Consider the following 25,870-nt stretch of genomic DNA (forward strand, 5'->3'; position numbering starts at 1 on the left):
GAAAACCCCTGCGCCCCCACCCTCAAAGGTGACCCGCAAAGCCAGGGCGACGCCCCGAAAACCCCGCACCACCACCCCAATGCGACCCGCCATCCCAACCCACCCCTGGTGCGACTGCCCCACCCCGGCCTCATCACACCTGCGCCAAACCGCCCCTACCCCCTCACCCGATCGCCTAAAGTCCTGGCCTCGTGCGAAGGCTGCAAGGGCTCCCCGGACTGCAACGGCTCCGCGGGCTGCGAGAGCTCCCCTGGTTGCAAGGGCTGCGCCGGTTCGTCCGGCCGTGGATGGTCGTCGCCGTCGCGGGGCTGCTCGCGGTCGGTGTCGTCGAGGTGATCGCGGGCGGCGGCCCGGCCGGGTACGTCCTCGGTGTCCTGGGGGCGCTGGTGGGAGTGGTCCTGCTGCCGATGGCCACCCAGCTCGGGTTGCTCGCCGGCTCGTTCGTCTTCGGGCTGCGAGTCCGCCACATCGTGTTCGGGGCGATGCGGTCGCTGGGTTCGTGGACGGTCGGCAGGATCACGTTCACGCTCCGCGCGCTGCCGGTGACCATCGGCTCCGAGATCGGCCCGTGGCGCAAGCCGGTGATCCTGCGGTGCTGGCTTGCGGGTGTGGTGTCGGCTCTCACCGGCATCGGCGTCGTCGTGGCGTCGTGGCTGCTGGCCGACGGGCCGTTCTGGCGCGGGTTCGTGCTCGCCGCGACTCCGCTGATGCTCTACAAGCTGTGGCCCCGGCGGGTTCCGCTGGCCACCTCCACCGGCTGGCTGCTGTTCGGGCTGCCCCGCATGCCGGAACCCAAGCGGACGGAGTTCTGCGCCGGGCCGATGGCCGCCCGCGCCTACGAGGCGTTGCGCGAGGGCGACCTCGACCGGGCCCAGTCGCTCACCGACGAACTCGCCGCCGAGCACCCCGAGCTGAACACGACGGTGTCGTGCCGGGTCTCGATGCACGAGGCGCGCGGTGAGTACGCGCAGGCCGTGATGATGCTGCTCCAGCACATCTCCGCCGCCGACATCCCGCCGCGCGAGATGTCCTACACGCTGGCGGGGATGGCGGGACTGGGCTTCGCCGCCGTGGAGGCCGGGCAGTTGCCCGGCGACGACCTGCTCCCCCTGTCGAAGAAGGCGCTCGACGACGCCGTGAAGCTCGGGTTCCCGTCGTTCGACCTCAGCGGTACGCGGGGACTGCTGGCACTCGTGGAGGGCGACGTGGACGAAGCCGCCCGGCTGGCGGCCGTCGGCTCGGACCACAACACCTCGCCGCTGGCCCGCGCCGACTGCTACGCGACGCTGGCCCGCGCCCACATGGCCCAGCATGACAACGCCGCGGCACGTGAAGCGCTCGCCAGGGCCGAGGAACTCGCCGCTTGGTGGCCCCGCGTCCGCGAGACGCGCGCACGCCTCCAGGTCAGCTGAAGCTTCCCGCCGAACCACCGAAAGTCCCCGCCGAACCGCCGAACGTCTCCGCCGAACCGCCGAAAGTCCCCGCCGAACCGCGGAAGTCCGCCGAACCGCCGGAACCCTCCGCACCGGCCGCGATCGCCGCCAGCTCGTCCCGCACGAGTTCGCGGGTCCGCTCCACCGCCAGCTCTCCGGGGAACACCGCCGCCTGGAGCGTCAGGCCGTCCATGAACACGTGCAGGCGCGCAGACCGCTCCTCCAGGGCGGGGTCCGGCAGCTGATCGCCGACCGCCTCCGGCGGGCGCACACCACAGCAGCAGGCGACGGCGATGCGGCAGAGGTGGCGCTCACCGTTCCAGCTCGCCCGGCACATCTCGGCGAGCGAGTCGTCGACACGGCTGCGCACGAGGAATGCCAGCCACACGTCCACCTCGCGACGGCGGTCCGCATCCAGCGGAAGCAGTTCCTCGAGCACCCGTTGCGCCCGCTCCTGGCCCGGCAGCTCCGCTCGCAGGTGGTCCGCGACCCGGGCGGCCACGCGCTTGCCCATCTCCTGCGCGGCGAACCGCAGCAAGCCGCGCTGGCTGTCGAAGTAGTGCCGCAGGCCGCCGACGGAGACACCTGCTTCCTCCGCGACCTTGCGGACCGTGGCGCCCTCGATGCCGTCGCGGGCGATGAGCTGCCAGACGACGCGGGTGAGCTCCGCCCGCCGCTGGTCGTGATCGACGAGCTTCGGCACGGGCCGTTTATAGCACCGCGCCAGGTGGTCCCACATCTTCACCGCACACACGTGCGATTTCCATTACAGTACGCCTGTGCGAAATAAGCCCGACGACCTCACCCACGACCTGTTACCCGCCAGATGGGGACGAGCCGTCCTGATCACCGGAGTGGCGTTGATCGTGGCATCGGCGACATACCTGGTGCTGACCGGAAACACCGGCATCAGGTACTCCGCGGACCACACCGGCACGGTGCCGATGTGGACCCGGTGGGTGCCAGCCCTCGCCGGGCTCCTCCTGGCTCTGCTGATCCCCGGCGGAAGCCGCGCGGCCACGCCGCAGCCGCCCGCGGCAGGGCGGACACCGCCCTATCCGCAGGCGGTGGTCCTGATCACCGCGGCCGTCGCTTTCGCCGCATCGCTGCGACTGGCCGGCGGCGGGGAACCGGCGCACACGCTCCTCAAGCTCGCGCTGCTGCTCTGCGTCCCGGCCGTGGCGTTCTGGCTGCTGCGCCGCAGGGGCGACGCGACGCAGCCCGGCCACCGCCGGAACACAGCGCCACAGCCTGACGCTTCCGCGCCGGGCGACGCGGAAACGGCCTCCTGGCGTCGCTACGGGCCGCTGATCCCCGTCGCCGCCTGGTTCGCGCTCAGCTTCACCGGCCCGTTCGCGATTCCGCCCAGCGACTACGGCCGCACGGTCGATCCCGTCACGCTGCTGGTCACCATCGCCGTCGTGTTCCTGGTGAACAGCTTGCTCGAGGAGGTCTTCTACCGTCGCTGGTTGCAGTCCACCTGCGAGGCCGTCCTCGGCCGCCGGCCCGCGATCGTGCTGGCCGCACTGCTGTGGGCCTCCTGGCACGTCGGCATCCAGGGCACCGGAACGCTGGCGGACGACCTCGCCTCGGTGTTCGTCAACCAGGGCGTCCAGGGCCTGTTCCTCGGCTACCTCTACAGCAAGCACCGCCTGATGTGGCCGATCCTCACCGTCCACGGCCTCACGAACTCCGCCCCGATCCTGCTCGGCCTGCTGTGAAACCCCGGAAAAGCCCGAGAACCGCCCTCACGACCCCGCGAGGACGACCTTGCCGAGCTCCGCCGGGCCCGACAGCAGCGGGTGCTTCGGCAGCACCCGCACCGTGTAGCCCGCGGGCCCGGCGTGCGGCAGGGTCACCGTCGCCGAGTAGTGCCCCTCCTCCGCCAGCTCCATCGGCTCGGTGACGAAGTCGTGCAGCTCGTCGGAGTCGTCGACCCTGCCGACCACGACCTCGACGTTGACGTCCGACGGGTCGAGGCCTGCGAGGTCGACCTGCGCCCGCACGACCACCTGACCGCCCAGCAGCGGCGTGCCGCCGTCCTCGACGGCCATCTCGGTGTCGCGGATGCGCACCCAGGTCCACGCCGCCGAGAGCCTGCTGCGGTAGTCGGCGATCTCCTTGGCACCGCTGTAGCCCTGCACCGCCACCGCGGCGGCCGAGCGCGCGGCGGGCACGTAGTGGTGGTCGACGTACTCCCGCACCATCCGCGACGACTGCACGCGCGGCCCGAGCGTGGCGAGGGTGTGGCGCACCATCGACATCCACTTGCCCGGCACGCCGTCGGTGTTGCGCTCGTAGAAGGCCGGGGCGACCTGGGTGGAGATCAGCTCGTAGAGCGCCGCGGCCTCCAGGTCGTCGCGGCGGTTCGGGTCGGTGACGCCGTCGGCGTTGGGGATCGCCCACCCGTTGTGGCCGTCGAACATCTCGTCCCACCAGCCGTCGCGCACCGACAGGTTGAGTCCGCCGTTGAGCGCGGCCTTCATGCCCGACGTGCCGCACGCCTCCAGCGGGCGCACCGGGTTGTTCAGCCAGACGTCGCAGCCCGACACCAGGTACCTGGCGAGCGCCATGTCGTAATCGGGCAGGAACACGATGCGGTGGCGGACGTCGGCCTGGTCGGCGAACTGGACGATCTTCTGGATCATCACCTTGCCGCCCTCGTCGGCGGGGTGCGACTTGCCCGCGACGACCACCTGCACCGGGCGCTCGGAGTCGAGCAGCAGCTCCCGGAGCAGCTCGGTGTCGCGCAGCATCAGCGTCAGCCGCTTGTAGGTCGGCACCCGGCGGGCGAAGCCGATCGTCAGCACGTCGGGGTCGAAGACCGAGTCGCACCAGCCCAGCTCGAGATCCGAGGCACCGCGCTGCCGCCAGGCGTGGCGCAGCCTGCGGCGGACCTCGTCGACCAGCCGCTGCCGCAGCGAGCAGCGCAGCTCCCACAGCAGCGAGTCGCTGACCGGTTCCATGCCGCGCAGCCCGGCTCCGCTGTCCATTTCGGACTCGCCGAGCAGCTTGCCCAGCTCGCGCGCCGACCAGGTGGGTCCGTGCACGCCGTTGGTGACCGACGAGATCGGGACCTCCTCGGTCCCGAACCCCGGCCACAGGCCGCGGAACATCTTGCGGCTGACCCCGCCGTGCAGCTGGGAGACGCCGTTGGCGCGCTGGGCGAGCCGCAGGCCCATGTGGGCCATGTTGAACATGCCCGGGTTCTCCTCGGCGCCCAGCGCCAGAACGCGTTCCGTGGGCACGCCCGGCACCAGCGCCTGCGCCGACCCGTCGCTGAAGTAGTGGCGCACGAGGTCGACCGGGAAGCGGTCGATCCCGGCCGGGACCGGGGTGTGCGTGGTGAACACCGTGCCCGCCCGGACGGCGACCACGGCCTCGTCGAACTGCAGGCCGTGGTGGTCCTGGAGCTCGCGCACGCGTTCCAGGCCGAGGAACCCGGCGTGTCCCTCGTTGGTGTGAAAGACCGCGGGCTGCGGGTGGCCGGTCAGCTCGCAGTAGGCGCGGACAGCGCGCATGCCGCCGACCCCGGCCAGGATCTCCTGCCGGATGCGGTGGTCGGCGTCGCCGCCGTAGAGGCGGTCGGTGGTGCCGCGCAGGTCGTCGTCGTTCTCCGGCAGGTCGGTGTCGAGCAGCAGCAGCGGCACCCGCCCGACCTGCGCCTTCCAGATCCGCGCGCGCAGCGTGCGGCCCTCGGGCATCGCGACCCGCACCAGCACGGGCGAGCCCGCCCGGTCGTTCACCGTCTCCAGCGGCAGCGCGCGGGGGTCCAGCACCGGGTAGTGCTCCACCTGCCACCCCTCGCTGGACAGCGCCTGGCGGAAGTAGCCCGAGCGGTAGAGCAGCCCGACGCCGATCATCGGCACCCCGAGGTCCGACGCGGACTTGAGGTGGTCGCCCGCCAGCACGCCCAGCCCGCCCGAGTAGTTCGGCAGCGCCTCGGCGACCCCGAACTCCATGGAGAAGTAGGCGACCGAGTCCGGCAGCGAGCCGCCCTCGTCCTGGCGCTGCTGGTACCAGCGCGGCACGGTGAGGTAGCGGCGCAGGTCGTCGTCGACGGCGCGGGTGCGAGCCAGGAAGTCCTCGTCGCGGGCGAGCCTGCTCAGCCGTCCGGCAGGCACCTCGGCAAGCAGCCGCAGCGGGTCGCCGCCCACCGCCGACCACACCTCGGGGTCTACCGACGCGAACAGGTCCTGCGTCGGCGGATGCCACGTCCAGCGGAGGTTGGTGGCCAGGGTGCCCAGCGCGGACAGCGCCTCCGGCAGGTGGGCGCGGACGGTGAAGCGGTGGACGGCTCGCATGGGAGCGGACCATATCTCGACGCCCGCACGGCCGTGCGGTGATGCCGCCGCCGTCACACCGCACCGCGATGCGAAGCTGGTGCCGTGGGTGCACGGCGGTTCGTGGCGGCGCTGATCGCGTCGGTGGCTGCGCTGGGCGCGTGTTCGGCGCCTCCCGCGCAGCCCCCGAGCGTGGCGGTGCGGGCCGTCGATCCGTCCTTCGTGCACGGAACCGACGGCGGCGAGACCGACCGGCTCGCGGCCACCGTCGTCACCGACGTGCAGGAGTACTGGAAGGCGCAGTACCCGGCGACCTTCGGCGGGCCGTGGCGGCCGGTCGACGGCGGGTTCTTCTCGGTCGACACCGCGAACACGACCGCCGACGCGCCGCCGTGCTCGGGCGATGCCGCCGACGTCGAGGGCAACGCCTACTACTGCGCCACCGTCGACGCCGTCGCCTGGGACCGCACCGCGCTGCTGCCCGTGCTGCGCGAGCACTACGGGGAGGCCGCCGTCGTGGTCGTGCTCGCCCACGAGCTCGGCCACGCCGTGCAGCAGCGCTCCGGCGCGGGCACCGACGACCCGCGGCGCACCGAGGCGATGGCCGACTGCTACGCCGGTTCGTTCGTCCGGTGGGCGGCCGACGGGCGCGCCCCGCACCTGCGCGTCCGGCCGGACCAGCTCGACGGCGCGATGCGCGCGCTCACGGTCTTCCGCGACCCGATCGGCGCCGACCAGGCCGCGGACCCGCACGGCACCGCCTTCGACCGGGTCTCCGCGTTCCAGGACGGCTACCGAGGAGGTCCTGGGCGCTGCGCGCAGCCGAGCCCCGCGCTGCCCGCGAAGGCGCCGGAGGAACCGAACCGGCCGGTGCCCGAGGCGCTGGCCGCGCCGGACGTCCGTGACTACTTCACCGGCCTGGTGAACCGCCGCGGTGCGCGGTGGCCGGCTCCCCCGGTCACCACCGACCCAGGTGAGCGATGCGGGGAGGTGGCCGTGGAGTACTGCACCGACCCCGCGCGGGTGGCCGTCGACGAGCCCGCGCTGGCCGCGGTCGACCACGACATCGGGGACCAGGCGATCACCACTCTCGTCGCGTCCCGGTACGCCGTCGCCGCGCTCGACGCCCTGGGCCTGCCCGCGCACGGTGTGGAAGGCGGGCGCCGCGCGTCCTGCCTGGCGGGCGCCTTCACGGGCCGGGCCGCGCTCTCCCCCGGCGACCTCGACGAGGCGGTCGAGGTGCTGCTCGCGGGCAACGGCGTCTCGCGCGACATCGACGGCGTCAACGCGCTCACCGGCTTCGACCGGTTCCTCGCCTTCCGCGAAGGCGCGCTCGGTGGTCCCGGCGCCTGCGGGCTGCGCTGACACCCGGCCGCGGGCGGTACGCCCAATGCGGTCGATCCCGCCTGGCGCCGCGGAACCACCAGATAGGCTGCTGCGGGCGCAGGCGGGCGCGGACCCCGGCGACGTCGTACGGGACTTTTCGGCAGGGATGGGAAACGTCAGTGGAAGCGGTATCGGCACGCAACCGGAGACGCCGGCGCATCATCAGCACGACGACCGCGGTGATCACGTGCGCCGCGCTGGTCGCAGGCTGTTCGCAGGCGGTCAGCGGCACCCCGACCACTCCCGGCGGGTTCGCCACCGACACGGTGGCCGGACTGCCCGCCGCCAACGGACCCAGCGGCCCGAAGGCGGGCGCACCGGAGGCGAGCATGCCGGTCGAGGGCACCGACAACGGCGAGATGGACAAGCTGGCCCGCAACGCCGTCGCCGACGTCGACGAGTTCTGGGCCGAGGAGTTCCCGGATGCCTTCGGGGGCAAGAAGTTCGACCCCGTCAAGCGACTGGTCTCCTACGACTCGGCGGGTCCCGGCGCCACCGTCTGCGGTGAGAACACCGCCGGTCTGGTCAACGCCTTCTACTGCCCCACCGACGACCTGATCGCGTGGGACCGCGGCGGGCTGCTGCCGCAGCTGGAGAGCAGCTTCGGGTCGATGTCGGTGGTCGCGGTCATCGCGCACGAGATGGGCCACGCCATCCAGCACCGGGCGGGCATCGTCACGGCCAACGACCCGACCATCGTGCTGGAGCAGCAGGCCGACTGCTTCACCGGCGCGTACTTCCGGCACGTCGCCGAGGACAGGTCGAAGTACTTCGAGGTCTCCACCGGTGAGGGCCTCAACCAGGTGATGGGCGTGCTCAGCTCGATCCGCGACCCGATCGGCAGCGACTTCAAGGACACCAGCGCGCACGGCAGCTCGTTCGACCGGGTCACCGCCTTCCAGTACGGCTTCTCCGACGGCGCGAAGCGCTGCGCCGACATGGACGCCGCCGACGTCAAGCAGCGGACCACCCAGTTCGAGTTCTGGAAGCAGGGCCAGGAGTCCGACCTGCCCATCTCGCAGGAGAACATCGACGTGGTCGAGAAGAGCCTGCAGGAGGTCTTCAAGGACACCGGCGCCGAGCCGCCGTCGATCACCACGAGCCGGACCGCGTGCAGCGGGGTCGAGGCGACGAACCCCGCGGGCTACTGCCCGGACACCAACACGGTGTCGCTGAACATGGAGGAGCTGCGCAAGATCGGCACGCCTCCGGCGCAGGACGAGGCCGCCACCGGCTACGGCGACTTCGCCGCCTACGCCCAGGTCGCGTCCAGGTACGCGCTGTCGGTGCAGAAGGCCGCCGGGCTCTCGCTCGACGACGAGGCCGCGGGCCTGCGCACGGCCTGCCTGGTCGGGTCGTGGAGCGGGCTGCTGATCGAGGACCCGATCGGCCAGCGCAACCCCGTCGGCAAGCTGCGGGTCGCCCCCGGTGACATCGACGAGGGCGTGGCCGCGCTGCTCGGCGAGGACAGCCTGATCGCGGCGAACGTCAACGGCGAGCAGGTGCCCGCGGGCTTCGCGCGGGTCGAGGCGTTCCGGGTCGGCTTCCAGGAGGGCTTCGCCCCCTGCAGCGCCAAGTACGGCGGCTGAGCGCCTCCGAACGCGAAAGGTCCCTCCCCGCGGGGAGGGACCTTTTTCATGCTCGTGGGTCTTCCGGGTTGCCATGGCAGCCCGGAAGACCCACGGGGTCAGAACAGGGCGCTGGCCAGGGCACGGCGCGCGGCGGTCACGCGCTCGTCGCCCTCGGGGAACAGCTCGAACATCTCCACCAGGTGCTCGCGGACGCGGTTGCGGTCGTCGCCCGAGGTGCGCTTGACGGTGCGCACCAGCCGGTCGAAGGCCTCCTCGACCCGCTGGACCGCGACCTCGGCGTCGGCGGCCGCCAACTGGGCGTCGAGGTCGTCCGGCGCGGCGTCGGCGCGCTCGACCGCCGACGGGTCGGCGCTCTCGGCGCGGGCGCTGAAGCGCACCTGCGACAGCGCGGCCTTGGCCAGCTCGTTGGCCGGCTCGGCTTCGAGGATCTGCTGGTAGGCCGCCTCGGCCGCCGCGTAGTCGCCGCGCTCCAGCGCCTCCTCGGCCGCGGTGAACCGCGGGTCCTCCTCCTGCTCGGCCGGTGCGGCACCGCCCGCGGCGGCCTCGGCCTGCCCGATGCCCGGGAGCTGGTCGCGCAGGGCGTCCAGGAGCGAGTTGATCCACTGCCGGATCTGCGGCTCCGGCTGCGCCCCGGCGAACGCCTCGACCGGCTGGCCGCCCGCGATGGCGATCACCGTCGGCACCGACTGCACCTGGAACAGCTGCGCGATCCGGGGGTTGGCGTCGACGTCGATCTTGGCCAGCACCCAGCTGCCGCCGGCCTCCTCGGCGAGCCGCTCCAGCACCGGCGAGAGCTGCTTGCACGGCCCGCACCAGGTGGCCCACAGGTCCACCACCACGGGAACCTGCATGGAGCGCTCGACAACCTCGGCCTGGAAGGTCGCCTCGGTCACGTCGATGACCGAACCGCCCGCGGGGGGCGCCGCACCGGCCTCGCCGTTGGCGGCGGGCTGCTGGTTGCCTCCGCGCGCGGAGGCGTCGGCCCTGCTCTTGAGGGCCGACAGGTCGACTGCACCCGCCATCGCGGCGGACATTGCTGCGTTCTGGCGTGGATCGGGCCTCGTCACACCCCCATCCTGACACGACACGCCGGGCGGGCGGTGCCTGGGCGCCCGATGTCAGGGCTCCGCGGTTGCGCGCTGGTCAGCGACGACACGCCGACGCGACTCGGAGATCAAGTCGAAGCAGTGAACAAATGTCACTCGTCCAGGTGACATCGGAAGAAAGCCCTCAGGTCTCGGCGGATTGATCGCCGAAGCAGTCACCGGGCTCGCGAACGAGCGTGTTCGCCCGCGAGCCGTGCGTGATCACACGCGGGCCGTGCGGGGACTCCAGCGCGGGATCTCCCTGCCCGAAGTTCAACGAGAGGTACGAAGACAGTGCGTATTGGAACCCGTGTCGCCGCTGCCGCCGGCGCCGCCGCCGTGGGCGTGATGACCCTCGGCGCCCCCGCCTTCGCCGACAGCGTCGACAACAACGGCGTCAACGCCGTGAACGACAACAACATCAGCGCCGTGCCGGTTCAGGCCTGCGGCAACGACATCGGCGCCCTCATCGGCGTCATCGTCAAGCTCGGGTCGGAGCAGACGACCAACTGTGTCAACGCCCCGATCGTCGACCACGCTCAGCAGCGCTGACGTCCTGACGGCAGCACCGCCGAAGGGCGGCACCGGCCTGGCCGGTGCCGCCCTTCGGCGTCCGCGCTCAGTCCTGTTCAAGGTGCTCGTTGATCCGCTCGACCTTCTGCCGCAGCTGGCCGGTGTAGCCGGGGCGGATGTCGGCCTTGATCACAAGGCTGGTGCGCGGCGAGCGCGAGGACACCGCCTCGGTGGCCCGCTTCACGACGTCCATCACCTCGTCCCACTCGCCCTCGATGGTGGTGAACATCGCGGTCGTCTCATATGGCAGACCCGAGTCGCGCACCACCCGGACCGCCGCCGCGACCGCCTCGCTGACGCCGTCACCTGAGTTCGCCGGGGCCACGCTGAATGCGAGCAGCACGTCCGTTCCTCCTCCACCTCGATGTCTTCGCACGATCCGCACCGTGCAGCGCCGATCGTGGCCGATTTTCTTCCCGCTGCCAGACCACACTTCCCGACGGGGCCACCGCGCGCTGCTAGCGTCGAGCAACATGAGCACTCGTAGTCCGCTGCCCTTCGACCCCATCGCCCGCGCGGCGGAGCTCTGGGCCGAGCGGGTCGGCCCGTCCACGACGATGGCCGCCGTCACCAGCGTGATGCGAGTCCAGCAGATCCTGCAGTCCGCGGTGGACACCGCGCTGCGCCCGCACAACCTGACCTTCGCCCGCTACGAGGCGCTGGTGCTGCTGAGCTTCTCCCGGCGGGGCAGCCTGCCGATGCGGGTGATGGGCGACCGCCTCCAACTGCACCCGACCAGCGTCACCAACATCGTCGACCGGCTGGAGCAGGACGACCTGGTCCGGCGGGTGCCGCATCCGACCGACCGGCGCACGACGCTGGTGGAGATCACCGACGAGGGACGAGACCTGGTCAAGCGGGCCACCGAGTCGGTGACCGAGATCGACTTCGGCCTGCGCGGGGTCACCGAGCGCCAGACCCAGCAGCTCACCGACCTGCTCGGCAAGGTCCGGCACGCCGCGGGCGACTTCTGAGCCCGGCGCCTCGCGGCGGTCCGGCGCGGGTGACCCGGCACGGACAGCCACGGTCCCGGCGCAAGTGACCACACCACTCGCCCCGTGTGTCCTGAGCCTGGCGCGGGCGACTTCCGTCCCCTTGCTGTCGCCGCGCCCGAATTCGTGTTCGCCTTCGCAAACACCTCCTCCGCCTGTGGAACCCGGTTGATCTTGCGTGCATCCCAGCCCGCACAACACGCCGTAGTACCCGGCGTCCGGACACCACTGGAGGGACGACGAGCCACATGCGACTACGAACCGCACTGATCGCCGCCGGAGTGGCGGTCGCGACGGCGGCGGTGAGCACGCCCGCCGGCCAGGCCGCCGCCCCGGACTCGCTCGAGGCGATCTCCGCCGAACCGTTCGCGCTCAACGACCAGCACGACGCCTACGCCGACCGCGTGCGCGCGCTAGACGAGAAGCTGCCCAACGCCAAGGTCGGCGACGTCCTCGCCGACGCCAACCGCACCGGCGGGCAGGGCTGCTCGTACCCGGGCTCGTCCGAGGCCGAGGGCTTCTGCTGGGGCCAGGGCGACGACTCCACCGAGGGCTGGATCCCGCAGGGCCTGACCGCATCGTGGGACGCCGACCCGAGCGGGAAGGTCGACGGGCACCGGGCGCTGGTCACGAGCTGGTACGAGAAGGGCGGCGCCGATCGCGGCGTGCGGGTCACCTTCGTCAACCACGACGACCCGAAGAAGCCGAAGTACCGGCACGCGATCCTGGTCGCGCCGACCGCCGACGGCGGCATCGCGCCGGTCAAGACGCACGCCGGGGGCATCGCCTGGGTCGGCAACAACCTCTACGTGGCCGACACGTGGGGCGGGCTGCGGGTGTTCGACCTGCGCCACATCTGGAAGGGCGCGGCCGACCCGACGCACGAGGCGTTCAAGATCGACGGCGACAAGGTCCTGGCCGCCGACTACCGGTACGTGATCCCGCAGGTCGGCCGGTACTGCGCGCCGTCGCCCACCGATGCCTCGAAGTGCAACGGCGACGGCGGCTCGCCGAGCAAGGACGTGCTGCGCACCTCGTTCATCGGGGTCGACCGCCAGTCGGGCAAGCTGGTGACCGGCGAGTTCCACGACACCGACGCCGGCAAGCGCCTGGTCCGCTGGCCGCTGGCCGCCGACGGCTCGCTGAAGGCCGAGGGCGGGAAGGTCAGGGCCGCTGAGGCCTACCAGGTGCCGCACGCCCGGATGCAGGGCGGCGTGTCGGTCGGCGACACCTTCTACACCACCAGCAGCGAGAACGGCGGTCCGGGCGCATGGCACCGGATGCGGGTCGGCGAGAAGCCGGCGACGAAGGGCCTGGGCATCCAGGGGCCGGAGGACATGACCTACGACCCGGCGTCGAAGCGGGTCTGGACTTTGAGCGAGCACGCGAACAAGCGCGCCGTGTTCCCGATCCCGGGCGCGGGCGGCTGACGCGCCGCACCGACGTCGAAGGGCCCGTCCGTTAGCGGACGGGCCCTTCTCGCGGTCAGTTCAGGGTGCGCAGGGCGTAGCCGACACGGCCCCAGAACGTCGGCTCCTGCGACTCGTGCCGCTCCAGCAGACCGCGCCGCCGGGCCCAGCGCTCGAACCACACCGACGCCAGCGGCGGCACCGACGCGACCAGCGCGAGCACCAGCACGCGGAACCGCCAGCGCAGCGGGCTGAACACGACCAGGCAGGTCACCACGTAGGCGGTGAACACCACGCCGTGCACCCAGCCCGCGACGGTGACGCCGAGCGGCTGCCCCAGGCCGTACTTCGCGGCCATCGCCAGCAACAGCGCCGCCCAGGACACCGCCTCCGCGACCGCGACCAACCGGAACCAACCGCCATGCGAACTCGGCACGCTGCACCTGCTTTCGAGAAGGATTCCCCCTTCCGAGTGTGCCGGGTGCCGCCGCTCACACCGCCGGGCGGGTCTCCTGGTCGACCCACGCCAGGTAGTCGGCGTTGCCCGTGACGATCGGCGTGGCGATGATCTCGGGCACGTCGTAGGAGTGGCGGGCCCTGATGTGCTCGACCAGCGCCTCCATCCGGGTCGCCGAGGTCTTGATCTGCAACTGCCATTCGGGGTCGTCCTGGGCGGTGCCCTCCCACACGTAGAAGCTGCGGATCGGCACCACCTGGACGCACGCGCCGAGGTGGGCCTCGACCACCCCGCGCGCCAGCTCGGCGGCGGCCTGCTCGGAATCGACGGTCGTCACGACCTGCACGTGGTCAGCCATGCCTCCAGCGTATGCGCGAGCGGGTACGCGGAGTCAGGACCGCCGGGCGCCCCGGAGCAGATTCGCCTCGGTGGACAGGTAAAGCTCGCGGTAGTCGACGCGCGGGGTGCCGGAGAACAGCAGCCAGTAGTACTTCATCTGCTCCGACCACCAGTAGCCCGGGCAGGTGTCCTCCTGCGCGGGCGGATTCGCGGTGACGTCGGTCAGGCTGGCGAAGCCGTGCTTCGTCTTCGAGCTCGCCACCATGTTGCGGAAGTGGGTGTGCGCGCGTTCGCGGAAGACCTCGTCGCCGGTGGCCAGCCAGAGCGCCAGTGCCGAGTCCGCGAACTCCGGCCGGAGCGCGTTGCTCGGGTCCGGCGCCGACATCGTGCGGTAGTCCAGCGTCGAGGGCAGCACGCCGAACCGGTCCTGGGCCGCGTTCCACCCGTCGTGGTAGGCGCGGCCCTGCTCGACGCGCCCGGACTCGCCGAGCAGCCCGGCGTAGAAGGACGCCAGCACGCTCTGCCCGCGGTCCGCGACCGCGCCCGTGTACGCGTCGACCTGCGGGAACCACAGGTGCCCGCCGTGGCCCTCGGCCTGGTGGGCGAGGATCGCGCCGGTCAGCGTCTCGTACCACCGGCGCATCTCCTCGTCGCCGAAGAGCGCGTAGCCGTCCCACAGGTACTCGTAATAGGAGTCGCCGGGCGGCCCGACGGTGGCGATCCGGTTGCGCCACCGACCGGTCTCGGCGTCGATGTCGTGCGGCAGGAGTCCGAGCGGGGTCCGCTTGTCGTGGACGACCCGCATCGCCTCCTTCGCGACGTCGAAGTAGCGGCGGTCGCCGGTCCACTCGGAGAGCACGCCGAACTCCGCGACGTAGGTGCCGACCTCGACGATGTTGGTGTCCGGGCGGCTGACCGCGCCGGTCGCGAGGTTGACGTAGCGGTACGGCAGCCCGGTCGGCGACTCGGTGAAGGCGGGCATGAGCCGGTCGGCGACGTCGACGGCGAGCTCCAGCAGCCGCCGGTCGCCGGTGCAGTGGTAGGCCGCGGCCAGGCCGCCGACCATCCGGATGTTGGTCTCGAAGACCTGGAAGGGCGCGTCGATGTCGAAGTCGAGGTTGCCGGTGATCCAGTCCACGGCCTGGCCGACCTCCTCGTCGGCCTCCATCAGCCACAGCGTGTCCACCGCCTCGACGGCGCTGAGGCCGATGGAGTGGCCCGGCACGAAGAAGTCCTCGCGGCCACCGGAGATCGGCTTGATGTGGTCCGCGCCCAGCGCGTGCTCCACGTACTGCCGCCAAGCCCACAGGAACTCCCGGCGGACGTCGTCGGCGACCGGCTTCCAGTTCCGGCGCTCCCCTGCCGGAGCGGCGGAGGCGACCGGCGCTCCGGCGGCGAGGACGCCTCCTGCGACGGCGGCGCCGCCGAGCAGGCGAAGCACGCTTCTCCTTGGCAGTACCGAACTCCTGGGCAGTACCGGGTCCATCGCCGTCTCCCGTCGTGTCCGACAACGTCGTCGAGCCGACTCACCGTCGCGGGCCGGTGCCGCCAGGTCAACGGAGATCGCCGTTCCTGTCCGGTTTCGACACCGCGCATACCCCGATCAGCGGCGGCAGGAGCGCCCGGAGGCGGTCTTGACCGGACTCGACCGCGCGGTGGACAACCTTGTCAGCAGATGTCGAACCGGGGGCTGCCGCCCAGCCGGAGAGGAGCCCCGGGACGACCCTTACGCCCGGTTCGGAGTCCACTCGATTAGGCCGTTCATCAGCACGAACATGCTCCGCGAGGAGGCTTGACCGGACATCGGCATTGACAGCGCGCGACCGCGTGAGGTGGAATGCCGCCACCATGACAACGTTGTCCGAGCCCGGGAACGTCCGGCGCGCCACGATGAACGACGTGGCGCGGCTGGCAGGCGTGAGCATCAAGACCGTCTCCCGCGTGGTCAACGACGAGAGCGGCGTGCACCCGGCCACGGCCGAGCGCGTGCTGACCGCCATCGACCAGCTCGGCTTCCGCCGCAACCTCAGCGCCCGGAACCTGCGGCGCGGCACCGAGACCGGCACCATCGGGCTGGTTCTGGAGGACGTCGCCAACCCCTTCTACTCGGTGCTCACCCGGGCAGCGGAGGAAGTCGCCCGCGCCCACGGCAGGCAGGTGCTCACCGGTTCGTCCGACGAGGACCCGGCCCGCGAACGCGAGCTGGTGCTGGAGTTCTGCGCGCGCCGGGTGGACGGGCTGCTGGTCGTTCCCGCCGGGCACCAGCAGGGCTACATCGCCCACGAGATCAACGCGGGCACGCCGGTGGTGTTCCTGGACCGCCCGGCCGGAAACGTCGAGGCCGACACCGTGCTGGTCGACAACGTCGGCGGCACCGCGCTCGCGGCCCGGCACCTGGCCGCGCACGGACACCGCTCGATCGCCTTCCTCGGCGACGCGCCCGAGATCCACACCGCCGCCGAGCGGCTGCGCGGCTTCCGCGAAGGCTGCGCGCAGGCTGGTGTGGCCTTCGACCCCGCGCTGGTGCGGATGGGGCCGCACACCACCGAGACGGTCCGCGCCGCGCTCGAACGCATGCTCCCGCGCGCGACCGCCCTGGTGACCGGCAACAACCGGATCACCGTCGAGGCGTTGCGCGTGCTGGCGGGCCGGGCCGACCGGCCTGCGCTGGTCGGGTTCGACGACTTCGAACTCGCCGACCTGCTCGACCCGCCGATCACGGTGATCACCCACGACACCCGGGAGCTGGGGCGGTCGGCGGCCGAGCTGTTGTTCGCGCGGCTCGGCGGTGACACCGCGCCGCCGCGCCGCCACGTCCTGCCCACGCGGCTGCTGCCCCGAGGTTCCGGAGAGGTAACACCTTGACTTCTGCCCACACTGACCAGCACCCGGTGGTGCTCCCGGCCAACCAGCCGGAGCAGTTCTACCGGGGCGGCGCGTCCATCGCGGCCCTGCGCGGTGCCGGCGACGACCGCGACTTCGGCCCCGAGGACTGGGTGGCCTCGACCACCACGCGGTTCGGGCAGCCCGAGGCCGGGTTGTCACGGCTGCCCGACGGCAGGCTGCTGCGCGACGCCGTCGCCGCGGCGCCGGAGTCGTGGCTGGGCGCCGACCACGTCGGCGACTTCGGCGACAGCACCGCCCTGCTGGTCAAGCTGCTCGACGCCGGGCAGCGGCTGCCCGTGCACTGCCACCCCTCCGACGGCTTCGCCAAGCAGCACCTGGGATCGCGCTTCGGCAAGACCGAAGCGTGGATCGTGGTCGGCACCACCGGCCCGAACCCGGTGGTGTACCTGGGTTTCCGGGAGGACGTCGCGTCGGAGACCGTGGCGCGCTGGGTCGCCACCCAGGACTCGTCGGCGATGCTGGGCTCGCTCAACGAGATCCCGGTGAAGCCCGGCGACACCGTGCACGTGCCCGCGGGCACCCCGCACGCGATCGGCGCGGGGGTCTTCATCGTCGAGCTCCAGCAGCCGACCGACTTCTCGATCACGCTGGAGTGGCAGGGCTTCCTCGCCGACGCCGAGGGCGCGTTCCTCGGCATGGACCACGAAACGGCCCTGCGGACGGTGAACCGGACGGGATTCGGCGACGCGACCCTCGCCTCGCTCATCAAGCGCACCGCGGGCCAGAACGACCCCCGCGTGCCCCTGCTCGCCGAGGACGCCGCCGAGTTCTTCCTCGCCGACCGGCTGCACCCGCGCGGCGGTCTCGAGCTCGACCCGTCCTTCGGAGTGCTGATCGTTCTCGACGGTGCGGGAACACTGCGTGCGGAGAGCGGTCCGGCGACCGAGCTCCAGCGCGGCAACACCGTCGTCGTGCCGCACTCGGCAGGAACCGCGGTGCTCGAAGGCGAGCTCACCGCCGTGCACTGCCGCCCACCCGCTCCGCGCGGAACGCGCTGACCCGCGCGCTCCCCGGGCGGTGCGCGTCCGGGGAGCACGCGGCCGCTTCGAGGAGGAACCCATGAGCCAACCGCTGCTGGAGGCGCGCGAGCTCGTCAAGCACTACGGGAGCGTGGAGGCGCTGCGCGGCGCCTCTTTCTCGGCCCACCCCGGCGAGGTCGTCGCGCTCATCGGCGACAACGGGGCGGGCAAGTCCACACTGGTCAAGTGCCTCTCCGGGGTCGAGCAGCCGGACTCGGGGTCCATCGAGGTGGCCGGGAAACCGGTTGCCCTCGACTCCCCCGGCGCCGCCCGCTCCCACGGCATCGAGACCGCCTACCAGGACCTCGCGGTGGCACCGGACCTCGACCCGGCCGCGAACCTGTTCCTGGGGCGGGAGATCCGCCGCGGTGGCCTGCTGGGCAAGCTCGGCATGCTCGACAAGCCGGCGATGCGCACCCGCGCCGCCGAGCAGTTCGAGAAGTTCGGCGTGACGTTGCAGAACCTCGACGTGCCGATCGGCTCGCTCTCCGGCGGCCAGCGCCAGAGCGTCGCGGTCGCGCGCTCGGTGGCGTGGGCGGACAAGCTGGTGTTCATGGACGAGCCGACCGCGGCGCTCGGCGTGGTGCAGCGGGAGCGGGTCCTCGACGTCATCCGCCGCGTCCGCGACTCGGGCATCGCGGTGGTGCTGATCAGCCACAACATGCCGGAGGTGCTCTCGGTCGCCGACCGGGTGGAGGTGCTGCGGCTGGGCAGGCGGGTGGCGCGGTTGCGCGCCGCCGACGCGACCCTGGAAGACCTCGTCGGCGCCATGACCGGTGCCCTGTCCACGGAGGACGAGAGCTGATGAGCGCCACCCAGAAGACTCCGGTGCAGGCCGCCCCCGACGACGCGCCGAAGGGCCTCGCGGCCCGGCTCTCCGGCTCCAACACGCTGTGGACCGGTCTCGTGCTCGTCGCGCTGTGCCTGCTGTTCAGCGCGCTGCGGCCGGACGCCTTCCCCACCCTGTTCAACATCCAGACCCTGCTGGTGCAGGCCGCGCCGCTGCTGATGCTGGCGGTCGGGATGACCTTCGTGATCATCACCTCCGGCATCGACCTGTCGGTCGGTTCGGTGCTGGTCTTCGCCGGCGTCGTCTCGGCGCAGACCATGGAGGCGCTCTCCGGCGGCGACGCGACCCACGCCGGCTGGGGCGTCATCGCCGTCGGGCTCGTGGTCGCGCTGGCGGGCGGCGCGGTGTGGGGCGTGCTCAACGGCTTGCTGGTCGCGGTTGCCCGGGTGCCCGCGCTCATCGTCACCCTCGGCTCGTTCGGCGCCGCTCTCGGCGCGGCGCAGCTGCTGACCAACGGCATCGACGTCCGGACCGTGCCGACCGCGCTGCGCCAGACCCTCGGCACCGGCACCTCCTTCGGCGTGGTGCCGAACCTGGTCATCCTGGCGGCGGTGGTCACGCTGCTGGGGGCCTGGCTGTTGCACACCACGGTCTTCGGCCGCTACACCTACGCGATCGGCTCCAACGCCGAGGCCGCCCGGCGCTCCGGAATCAGCGTCACCCGCCACCTGGTCGCGGTCTACGCGCTGACCGGGGTGCTGTCGGGCCTGGCCGGGTTCATGTCGCTGGCCTACTTCGGCACCACCACGATCAGCGGGCACAGCAACGACAACCTGAACGCGATCGCCGCGGTCGTGCTCGGCGGCACCAGCCTCTTCGGCGGTGTCGGCACCGTGCTGGGCAGCGTCATCGGCGTGTTCATCCCGGCGGTGCTGGACACCGGCTTCGTGATGGCGGGCGTGCGCCCCTTCTGGCAGCCGATCGCGGTCGGCGCGGTGCTGGTCGCGGCGGTCTGGATGGACCAGCGGCGAAGGCGGGCGCGCAACAGCCGCTGAACCCCGGACTCCGGCAGAACTTTCGACACAACGGCGTGTGGAGGTAAACGATGAGAAGGCACATCCTGGTGGCGGCTTCGGTGCTGCTGCTGGCCGGCTGCGGCTCGGGGCAGATCGGCGACACCGGTGGCGGCCAGACCGACCCGAACAACAAGAACCTCGCCCTGCTGACCGGGATGCGCGGCGAACCGTTCTACGTCTCCATGGAGTGCGCCGCCAAACAGCAGGCCGCCGCCGCGGGCTACAACATCAACGCGCAGGCCCCGGAGAAGTTCGAGCAGGCCGAGCAGTCCCAGATGCTGACGGGCATCATCGGCACCCGGCCGGGTGCGGTGATCATCGCCCCCACCGACGACAAGGCGCTGGCCGCGCCGTTGCAGCAGGCCAAGAACAACGGCGTCCAGGTCGTGGAGGTCGACACCGCCCTGGAGGACCGCTCCATCGCCGTCGCGTCGCTGTCGTCGGACAACTACGCGGGCGGCAAGCTCGCCGCCCAGACCCTCGCCCAGCTCACCGGCGGCAAGCCGGGCGCGGTGCTCGCGCTCAACACCAAGGCGGGCACCTCCACCACCGACGAGCGGGCCAAGGGCTTCGAGGAGGAGATCGCCAAGCACCCGAACCTGCGGGTGCTGCCGACCCAGTACACCGAGAACGAGCCCGCGACGGCGGCGCAGATCGTCTCGGCGACCCTGGCCGCCAACCCAGACCTGGTCGGGGTGTTCGCCACCAACCTCAACACCGGTGAGGGCGCGGGCACCGCGCTTGCCAACGCCGGGCGGTCGGGCCAGGTGCAGCTCGTCGGCTTCGACGCCAGCCCCAAGCAGGTCGAGGACCTGCGCAACGGCCGTGTGCAGGCGCTGATCGCGCAGGACCCGGCGGCCATCGGCCGCGAAGGCGTCGACCGCGCCATCGCGGCGATCAAGGGCCAGCCGGTCGAGCGGGAGACCAAGACCAACATGATCGCCATCACCAAGGACGACATGCAGGCCCAGTCGCAGTACTTCTACAAGTCGGAGTGCTGACCTCGCCGGACACCTGCGCCCCCGCTGCGGCTACCCGTGGCGGGGGCGTTCGCCGTCGGTGGGCGCGGTTCGTCGGACGCCGGTCCGCCGGTGGAGGCGAGGCGGTCGCGAGCGCTACAGCCGGCCGGTCGTCGGTGGCGGCTGGTAGGAAGGCCGGGTGCTCGTCCGCCGCGCCTACATCCCCCAGGCCCACCGGCCCGGCTCGTTCGACGCCTGGCCCTACACCGTGCCGTGCGTGGCCGAGCTCGCCGAGCACGGGCTGACCTTCGACTCGCCGGTCACCATGCTGGTCGGCGAGAACGGCTCGGGGAAGTCGACGCTGGTCGAGGCGATCGCCGAGGGGTTCAAGCTGGACTCCCACGGCGGCAAGGCGGGGCGCAAGTACGCCAACGACCGGCCCCGGACTCCCTTGGGCGAGGTCCTCAAGCTGGAGACCACCGCGGCGGGCGCCCGGATGCTTTCGGGCCCCCGCAACAGGAAGAAGGGCTTCTTCCTGCGCGCGGAGACGGCGTTCGGGCTGCTGAACAGCGTCAGCGGGCTCCCCGGCTACTGGGACGACGACACCGGCACCATGAGCCACGGCGAGGGGTTCCTGACCGTCTTCTCCGCGATGTTCCGCGAGCGCGGCTTCTACGTCCTCGACGAGCCCGAGGCCGCGCTGAGCTTCACGTCGTGCCTGCAACTGGTCGGCCTCATGCGCGAGCTCGCGCGAAGCGGGGCGCAGGTCGTCTGCGCCACCCACTCGCCGATCCTGGCCGCCACTCCGGGCGCCGACATCGTCGAGGTCGGCGAGCACGGCACGCGGCGCACCGAGTGGGCCGAGCTGGACGTGGTCGACCACTGGCGCCGCTACCTCACAGACCCCGATCTCTACCTGCGGCACATGTGACCCGGCCGCCGTCGTCGCTCAGCGCAGGCGGGACCAGGCGTAGGCCGTCATCGCGTCCCGCATGTAGGCGGCCATGCCACGGGGCTTCTTGCGCTCGATCCGGTGGCGGAACTTGGGGTGGCTCACGTAGAGCGTGGCCAGGCGCAGGTAGGAGTCGCGGTCCGGGGTCCAGAAGTGGCAGATCCACCGGTAGTGGTCGTGGATGGCGTGCTGCGTGCGCGGGTCGTTGTCGGGCACTCCGGTGCTGAACAGCTCGGCGATGCGGGCGCTGATGCGGTTCCAGTCGCGGCCGATCTGCTCGGGCGTCGGGCCCTGCGGCCTGCCGCCGACCACCCTGGTCGCCTGCGGCGTCATGTGACCGACCAGCGCGGTGCCGTCCTCCACCGCCTCGGCCTGGTCAAGGCCGGATCCCCGGTACGACTCCTGCGGCTGCACGACGTCCGCTCCTCCGTTCCGCACGCGGCGAGGCCACCGGAATCGGACACGCGCGGTGACGCACACCACGCGCGGTCCAACTTCGGTGGCCACCTGTTCCGGGGAACAGTAACGGAGGGGAACGCGCGTCGACGCCGGGTTGCCCGATCCGAGTCCCGGCTGTGATGACCCGTCTGCCAACCTGCCCGGGGCAGATCAGCGGTCGGAGACGCGGGTCAGCCCCAGCGCCCTCAGGCCGAGACGCGGGGCAGCCCGAGCGATCCGCCCTCAGCCCGAGACGGACCCGTCTTCGCCGCTGTCGTCGCGGGTGCCGGCGGCCCCTTCGCCGTCGCTGGAGTCTTCCTCGGCGCCGGTCTGCGCCTGCTCGGCCGGCGCTTCGGCGGGCTGCGCCGCGTCCCGGTCCGGCGGTGCGAGGAAGACCACACCGCGCTCGAGGTCCAGCGGCCCGCCCGGGTCGTGCTCGCGCCCGGGGGCGCCCTGGTCGCCCTCGTGCCTGAGCTTGCGGCCGGGGAAGAGTGCACCGACAAAGCCCATGGAGATCATCTCCGTCGGATCGGCGATCGCTGACCGGAGACATCATCCTCCGGAAACACCATCCTACCGGCGGACCAGCGGTCCGATTCGCGTTCGGCGGGCGGGCTGCTCCTCCGGTGCCGACTCCTGCGATGTCGGTCGCGCACCGTTCAATGGAGTCATGCGGAGGTGGGTGCTGCACATGGACATGGACGCGTTCTTCGCGTCCGTGGAGCAGCTCACCCGGCCGACCGTGCGCGAGCGGCCGGTGCTCGTCGGCGGCCTCGGGCCGCGCGGCACGGTCGCCGGCGCCAGCTACGAGGCCCGCACGTACGGCGCGCGGTCGGCGATGCCGATGGCCGAGGCGCGGCGGCTCTGCCCGGTGGCGGTGGTGCTGCCGCCGCGGTTCCGGGTCTACTCGGCGGTCAGCGAGCGCGTGCTGGGCATCGTGCGCGACGTCTCGGCCGTGGTGCAGCAGGTGTCGATCGACGAGGCGTTCATGGAGCCCGCGGAGCTGGCCGGCGCCGAGGCCGCCACCGTCGAGGACTTCGCGGCCCAGCTGCGGGCGCGGGTGCGGCGCGAGACCGGGGTGACCGCGTCGATCGGCGCCGGCTCCGGCAAGCAGCTGGCCAAGATCGCCTCCGGCCTGGCCAAGCCCGACGGCGCGCTGGTGGTGCCGCCGCAGGAGGAGATCGAGCTGCTGTCCGCGCTGCCGGTGCGCAAGCTGTGGGGTATCGGGCCTGTCACCGAGGGGAAGCTGCACCGGATCGGCGTGCACACCATCGGCGAGCTGGCCGCGCTGCACCTGGGCGACGTCACGTCCCTGCTCGGTCAGGCGCACGGCACCGAGCTGCACCGGCTCGCCCACGGCATCGACGACCACCCCGTCGAGGAGCGCGCGGAGGCCAAGCAGGTCAGCGCCGAAACGACCTTCGACATCGACATCACCGACCGGACGCGGCTGCTGGCCGAGGTCGCCGGGATGGCCGGCAACGCGCACCGCAGGCTGGTCTCCTCCGGCCGCGCCGCCAAGACGGTGACGGTGAAGGTCCGCGACTCCGACTTCACCACCATCAGCCGGGCCGAGACGTTCGCCAGCGCCACCAGCGACGCCGCCACGCTCGCGGCGGCCGCGCGCAGGCTGACCTCGGTCGCGGTGCCGCCCGGCACCCCGATCCGGCTGGTCGGGGTCTCCTACTCCGGTCTGGCCAACTCCGAGCAGGAGGCGCTGTTCGAGAGCCCCGGCTCCGAGGTCGTGGTCAGCACCCAGTCGGTCGAGCAGACCCCGACGGCCGAGCCGGCACCGGCGCCGCGGGGTTGGCGGGCGGGCGACGACGTGTGGCACGACGAGCACGGCCACGGCTGGGTGCAGGGCGCCGGGCTGGGACGGGTCACGGTGCGGTTCGAGACCGCGACCACCGGGCGCGGCGTGGCGCGCACGTTCGCCTCGGACGAGCCGCTGCTGCACCCGGGCGACCCGCTCGACAGCCTCGGTTGGCAGTCGGACTGACGAGCGCTCCGCGTGGCCACCCAGGGGCGGTTCCAAGCGGCGCGTGCGGTGTGGGATTCAGCCCGGACCCCCGCGCAAACCGCCCCTGAAAGGTCCCCGGCGTGAGAAGCCCTGGTCAGGAAGCCGTCGGCGCAGGCAGCTCGCGCTTGTAGTGCCCGACCCACTTGCGCGGCGCCACCGTCTGCACGGCGTGTTCGACCGAACGCGCCAGCTTGCTGAACGGCGGCAGGTGGAAGCGGTACCGCTCGCCTGGCAGGCCGGGCATCGACGGCGGCTCCTCGATCCGCCAGCGGTCGAGCTCCGGGTGCCGGGAAGCGAAGCCGGCGTCGGCTGGGTAGAACTCCAGCGCCACCCTGCGGTCCGGCGGGACCGACCGGTTGTGCTGGATCCACGGCAGGGTGCCCACGCCCACGGCCGCGATCTCGTCCCACGACACGCCCACGACCTCACCGCGCGTGCGGGCGTAGAAACCGCTGCGGTCGAACAGGAAACCCCGGCTGCTGAGCATGCCCCGCGACGAGGTCGCGAACCACAGGAAGATCACGCCGAACACGAGCTGCCAGATCCACATGCCGACCGTTGAGCCCTTGTTCGCCAGCGTCGCCGCGCACAGCACGGTGAGCAGACCGCTGATGCCGCCACCGATCAGCAGCGTGCGGAAGCTGCTCGCGCTGACGTCGACGTCCTGCGCGTCGGCGCCCAGCACCACCGGCACCGACCGGCCCGGCGGTGGTGCGGAGTGCGGGGGCTGCGCGCGGACGGTCCGGTCCTCGACCCGCGCGGCCCCCTCCGAGGTGTAGCGCGCGGTACCCCGGTCACCGGCCTCGCCCCGAGGCACCGTCGCGCGTTCGTCGTTCACCCGGTCGGCCCGCTGCCATCCGCCTGGAAGCCACTTCATGGCCCCCAGGGTAGCGGCGACCCGTCCAGTTGATCATGTTCCTACCCGGATTTCCGGGTTGACTCAGGGTTTCCCCGGGTTCGGTCAGCTCCGCGGCACGCGCACGACGAGCGCGTCACCCTGACCGCCGCCGCCGCACAGGGCCGCCGCGCCGGTGCCGCCACCGCGCCGCTTGAGCTCCAGCGCCAGGTGCAGGGCGAGCCGGGCGCCCGACATGCCGATCGGGTGACCGAGGGCGATCGCGCCGCCGTTGACGTTGACCTTGTCCTCGCTGATGCCCAGCGCCTTGGTGGAGACCACGCCGACCGCGGCGAACGCCTCGTTGATCTCGACCAGGTCGAGCGCGCCGGGCTCCAGGCCCTCCTTGGCACACGCCGCCCTGATCGCGTTCGACGGCTGCTCATGCAGGCTCGCGTCCGGACCGGACACCACACCGTGCGCGCCGATCTCGGCCAGCCAGCTCAGGCCCAGCTCCTCGGCCTTGGCCTTGCTCATCACCACCACCGCGGCGGCACCGTCGGAGATCTGCGACGCCGAACCCGCCGTGATCGTGCCGTCCGGGGCGAACGCCGGACGCAGCTTGGCCAGGCCCTCGGCGGTGGTGTCCGGGCGCACGCCCTCGTCGGTGTCGACCACGACCGGGTCGCCCTTGCGCTGCGGCACGCTGACCGGCGCGATCTCCTCGGCGAACACACCCGAGTCCGCGGCCGCGCCCGCCCGCTGGTGGGAGCGGGCGGCGAAGGCGTCCTGCTCCTCGCGGGTCAGGCCGTAGCGGGAGTTGTACTTCTCGGTCGAGGAGCCCATCGCGACCTGGTCGAACGCGCAGAACAGGCCGTCGTGGGCCATGTGGTCCAGCATCTGCACGTCGCCGTACTTGAAGCCCTCACGCGACTTGGCCAGCAGGTGCGGCGCCTGGGTCATCGACTCCTGGCCACCCGCGACCACGATCTCGAACTCGCCCGCGCGGATGAGCTGGTCGGCCAGCGCGATCGCGTCCAGGCCCGACAGGCACACCTTGTTGATCGTCAGGGCCGGGACGTCCATCGGGATGCCCGCCGCCACCGCCGCCTGCCGGGCGGGGATCTGCCCGGCGCCCGCGGTCAGCACCTGGCCCATGATCGTGTACTGCACCTGCTCCGGCGCGACCCCGGCGCGCTCCAGGGCGGCCTTGATCGCCACCCCGCCGAGCTGGGCGCCGGAGAAGTCCTTGAGCGAGCCGAGCAGCCGCCCCATCGGGGTACGCGCCCCGGCCACGATCACAGAAGTTCCCACCGCTGCCTCCC

At 72.1% G+C, this 25,870-nt stretch carries 25 protein-coding genes; 14 read left to right on the forward strand and 11 right to left on the reverse strand.

What is annotated here, in order from left to right:
* Positions 1-191 precede the first annotated feature (191 nt).
* Positions 192-1,412 carry a tetratricopeptide repeat protein gene (locus HUO13_RS31135; protein WP_249124205.1) on the forward strand — a complete coding sequence of 407 codons (1,221 nt, stop codon included), beginning with the start codon at positions 192-194 and terminating at the stop codon, positions 1,410-1,412.
* Here HUO13_RS31135 and HUO13_RS31140 read toward each other — a convergent pair.
* The gene (locus HUO13_RS31140) at positions 1,405-2,136 is read right to left on the reverse strand and encodes a TetR/AcrR family transcriptional regulator (protein WP_211898491.1); all 732 of its coding nucleotides are present in this window, start codon (positions 2,134-2,136) and stop codon (positions 1,405-1,407) included. The genes HUO13_RS31135 and HUO13_RS31140 overlap by 8 nt on opposite strands.
* Before the next feature lie 76 nt (positions 2,137-2,212).
* Here HUO13_RS31140 and HUO13_RS31145 point away from each other — a divergent pair, with 76 nt between their 5' ends.
* Positions 2,213-3,154 carry a CPBP family intramembrane glutamic endopeptidase gene (locus HUO13_RS31145; protein WP_249124206.1) on the forward strand — a complete coding sequence of 314 codons (942 nt, stop codon included), beginning with the start codon at positions 2,213-2,215 and terminating at the stop codon, positions 3,152-3,154.
* A 27-nt stretch (positions 3,155-3,181) separates the two neighbouring features.
* Here HUO13_RS31145 and glgP read toward each other — a convergent pair whose 3' ends face one another.
* Positions 3,182-5,737 carry an alpha-glucan family phosphorylase gene (glgP, locus tag HUO13_RS31150; protein ID WP_211898492.1) on the reverse strand — a complete coding sequence of 852 codons (2,556 nt, stop codon included), beginning with the start codon at positions 5,735-5,737 and terminating at the stop codon, positions 3,182-3,184.
* A gap of 84 nt (positions 5,738-5,821) precedes the next feature.
* On the opposite strand from glgP, the gene HUO13_RS31155 reads away from it, so the two are divergent.
* Positions 5,822-7,081 carry a peptidase gene (locus tag HUO13_RS31155; protein ID WP_211898493.1) on the forward strand — a complete coding sequence of 420 codons (1,260 nt, stop codon included), beginning with the start codon at positions 5,822-5,824 and terminating at the stop codon, positions 7,079-7,081.
* A gap of 200 nt (positions 7,082-7,281) precedes the next feature.
* Positions 7,282-8,691, forward strand: coding sequence for a neutral zinc metallopeptidase (locus tag HUO13_RS31160; protein WP_249124207.1), 1,410 nt, complete (start codon positions 7,282-7,284; stop codon positions 8,689-8,691).
* A 98-nt stretch (positions 8,692-8,789) separates the two neighbouring features.
* On the opposite strand, the gene trxA is transcribed toward HUO13_RS31160, so the two are convergent.
* A complete protein-coding gene (gene trxA / locus HUO13_RS31165; protein WP_249124208.1) occupies positions 8,790-9,716 on the reverse strand; it encodes a thioredoxin in 927 nt (308 codons plus the stop codon).
* 411 nt (positions 9,717-10,127) lie between these two features.
* On the opposite strand from trxA, the gene HUO13_RS31170 reads away from it, so the two are divergent.
* Entirely contained in the window at positions 10,128-10,331 is a 204-nt protein-coding gene (locus tag HUO13_RS31170) for a hypothetical protein (protein WP_211898497.1), read from the forward strand.
* Positions 10,332-10,398: 67 nt separating this feature from the next.
* Here the strand turns inward: HUO13_RS31170 and HUO13_RS31175 are convergent, their stop codons facing one another.
* Entirely contained in the window at positions 10,399-10,695 is a 297-nt protein-coding gene (locus tag HUO13_RS31175; RefSeq protein WP_211898498.1) for an MTH1187 family thiamine-binding protein, read from the reverse strand.
* Positions 10,696-10,825: 130 nt separating this feature from the next.
* On the opposite strand from HUO13_RS31175, the gene HUO13_RS31180 reads away from it, so the two are divergent.
* Together HUO13_RS31180 and HUO13_RS31185 are read left to right on the forward strand one after the other, a co-directional pair.
* On the forward strand, positions 10,826-11,326 hold the full coding sequence (locus HUO13_RS31180) for a MarR family winged helix-turn-helix transcriptional regulator (protein WP_211898499.1): 501 nt from the start codon (positions 10,826-10,828) through the stop codon (positions 11,324-11,326).
* 266 nt (positions 11,327-11,592) lie between these two features.
* Positions 11,593-12,774: a hypothetical protein gene (locus HUO13_RS31185; protein WP_211898500.1), complete on the forward strand. Its 1,182-nt coding sequence runs from the start codon at positions 11,593-11,595 to the stop codon at positions 12,772-12,774.
* Between the two features lie 55 nt (positions 12,775-12,829).
* Here HUO13_RS31185 and HUO13_RS31190 read toward each other — a convergent pair whose 3' ends face one another.
* From HUO13_RS31190 to HUO13_RS31200, 3 genes are read right to left on the reverse strand one after another with little or no spacing between them, the layout of a single operon-like run.
* The gene (locus tag HUO13_RS31190; protein ID WP_249124209.1) at positions 12,830-13,189 is read right to left on the reverse strand and encodes a DUF3817 domain-containing protein; all 360 of its coding nucleotides are present in this window, start codon (positions 13,187-13,189) and stop codon (positions 12,830-12,832) included.
* 55 nt (positions 13,190-13,244) lie between these two features.
* Positions 13,245-13,568 carry a divalent-cation tolerance protein CutA gene (gene cutA, locus HUO13_RS31195; protein ID WP_211898501.1) on the reverse strand — a complete coding sequence of 108 codons (324 nt, stop codon included), beginning with the start codon at positions 13,566-13,568 and terminating at the stop codon, positions 13,245-13,247.
* 33 nt (positions 13,569-13,601) lie between these two features.
* A complete protein-coding gene (locus HUO13_RS31200) occupies positions 13,602-14,990 on the reverse strand; it encodes a glycoside hydrolase family 47 protein (protein WP_211898502.1) in 1,389 nt (462 codons plus the stop codon).
* Positions 14,991-15,439: 449 nt separating this feature from the next.
* Here HUO13_RS31200 and HUO13_RS31205 point away from each other — a divergent pair, with 449 nt between their 5' ends.
* The 6 genes from HUO13_RS31205 (at position 15,440) to HUO13_RS31230 (ending at position 21,231) form a co-directional block, all read left to right on the forward strand.
* Positions 15,440-16,414, forward strand: coding sequence for a LacI family DNA-binding transcriptional regulator (locus tag HUO13_RS31205; protein WP_211903292.1), 975 nt, complete (start codon positions 15,440-15,442; stop codon positions 16,412-16,414).
* Positions 16,411-17,454, forward strand: coding sequence for a class I mannose-6-phosphate isomerase (locus HUO13_RS31210; RefSeq protein WP_211898503.1), 1,044 nt, complete (start codon positions 16,411-16,413; stop codon positions 17,452-17,454). Before HUO13_RS31205 ends, HUO13_RS31210 begins: the two co-directional genes overlap by 4 nt.
* 61 nt (positions 17,455-17,515) lie before the next feature.
* Entirely contained in the window at positions 17,516-18,280 is a 765-nt protein-coding gene (locus HUO13_RS31215; protein ID WP_211898504.1) for an ATP-binding cassette domain-containing protein, read from the forward strand.
* Positions 18,280-19,320, forward strand: a complete 1,041-nt coding sequence (locus tag HUO13_RS31220; RefSeq protein ID WP_211898505.1) for an ABC transporter permease — start codon at positions 18,280-18,282, stop codon at positions 19,318-19,320. The genes HUO13_RS31215 and HUO13_RS31220 overlap by 1 nt, the downstream gene beginning before the upstream one ends.
* A 50-nt stretch (positions 19,321-19,370) precedes the next feature.
* Entirely contained in the window at positions 19,371-20,342 is a 972-nt protein-coding gene (locus HUO13_RS31225) for an ABC transporter substrate-binding protein (protein WP_211898506.1), read from the forward strand.
* A 157-nt stretch (positions 20,343-20,499) separates the two neighbouring features.
* The gene (locus tag HUO13_RS31230; protein ID WP_211898507.1) at positions 20,500-21,231 is read left to right on the forward strand and encodes an AAA family ATPase; all 732 of its coding nucleotides are present in this window, start codon (positions 20,500-20,502) and stop codon (positions 21,229-21,231) included.
* Positions 21,232-21,249: 18 nt separating this feature from the next.
* Here the strand turns inward: HUO13_RS31230 and HUO13_RS31235 are convergent, their stop codons facing one another.
* Together HUO13_RS31235 and HUO13_RS31240 are read right to left on the reverse strand one after the other, a co-directional pair.
* Positions 21,250-21,666 carry a TipAS antibiotic-recognition domain-containing protein gene (locus HUO13_RS31235; protein WP_211898508.1) on the reverse strand — a complete coding sequence of 139 codons (417 nt, stop codon included), beginning with the start codon at positions 21,664-21,666 and terminating at the stop codon, positions 21,250-21,252.
* Between the two features lie 267 nt (positions 21,667-21,933).
* Positions 21,934-22,200, reverse strand: a complete 267-nt coding sequence (locus HUO13_RS31240; RefSeq protein ID WP_211898509.1) for a hypothetical protein — start codon at positions 22,198-22,200, stop codon at positions 21,934-21,936.
* Positions 22,201-22,360: 160 nt separating this feature from the next.
* On the opposite strand from HUO13_RS31240, the gene HUO13_RS31245 reads away from it, so the two are divergent.
* A complete protein-coding gene (locus tag HUO13_RS31245; protein ID WP_211898510.1) occupies positions 22,361-23,689 on the forward strand; it encodes a DNA polymerase IV in 1,329 nt (442 codons plus the stop codon).
* Between the two features lie 115 nt (positions 23,690-23,804).
* Here the strand turns inward: HUO13_RS31245 and HUO13_RS31250 are convergent, their stop codons facing one another.
* Both HUO13_RS31250 and HUO13_RS31255 read right to left on the reverse strand, forming a co-directional pair.
* Positions 23,805-24,587, reverse strand: a complete 783-nt coding sequence (locus tag HUO13_RS31250) for a hypothetical protein (protein WP_211898511.1) — start codon at positions 24,585-24,587, stop codon at positions 23,805-23,807.
* Positions 24,588-24,671: 84 nt separating this feature from the next.
* Positions 24,672-25,859 (reverse strand): acetyl-CoA C-acetyltransferase, encoded by a 1,188-nt coding sequence (locus HUO13_RS31255; RefSeq protein WP_211898512.1) that lies wholly within the window; start codon positions 25,857-25,859, stop codon positions 24,672-24,674.
* Between the last annotated feature and the right edge of the window lie 11 nt (positions 25,860-25,870).

Origin of the sequence: Saccharopolyspora erythraea (genome assembly GCF_018141105.1) — a bacterium.
In the GTDB taxonomy this organism is placed as follows: domain Bacteria; phylum Actinomycetota; class Actinomycetes; order Mycobacteriales; family Pseudonocardiaceae; genus Saccharopolyspora_D; species Saccharopolyspora_D erythraea_A.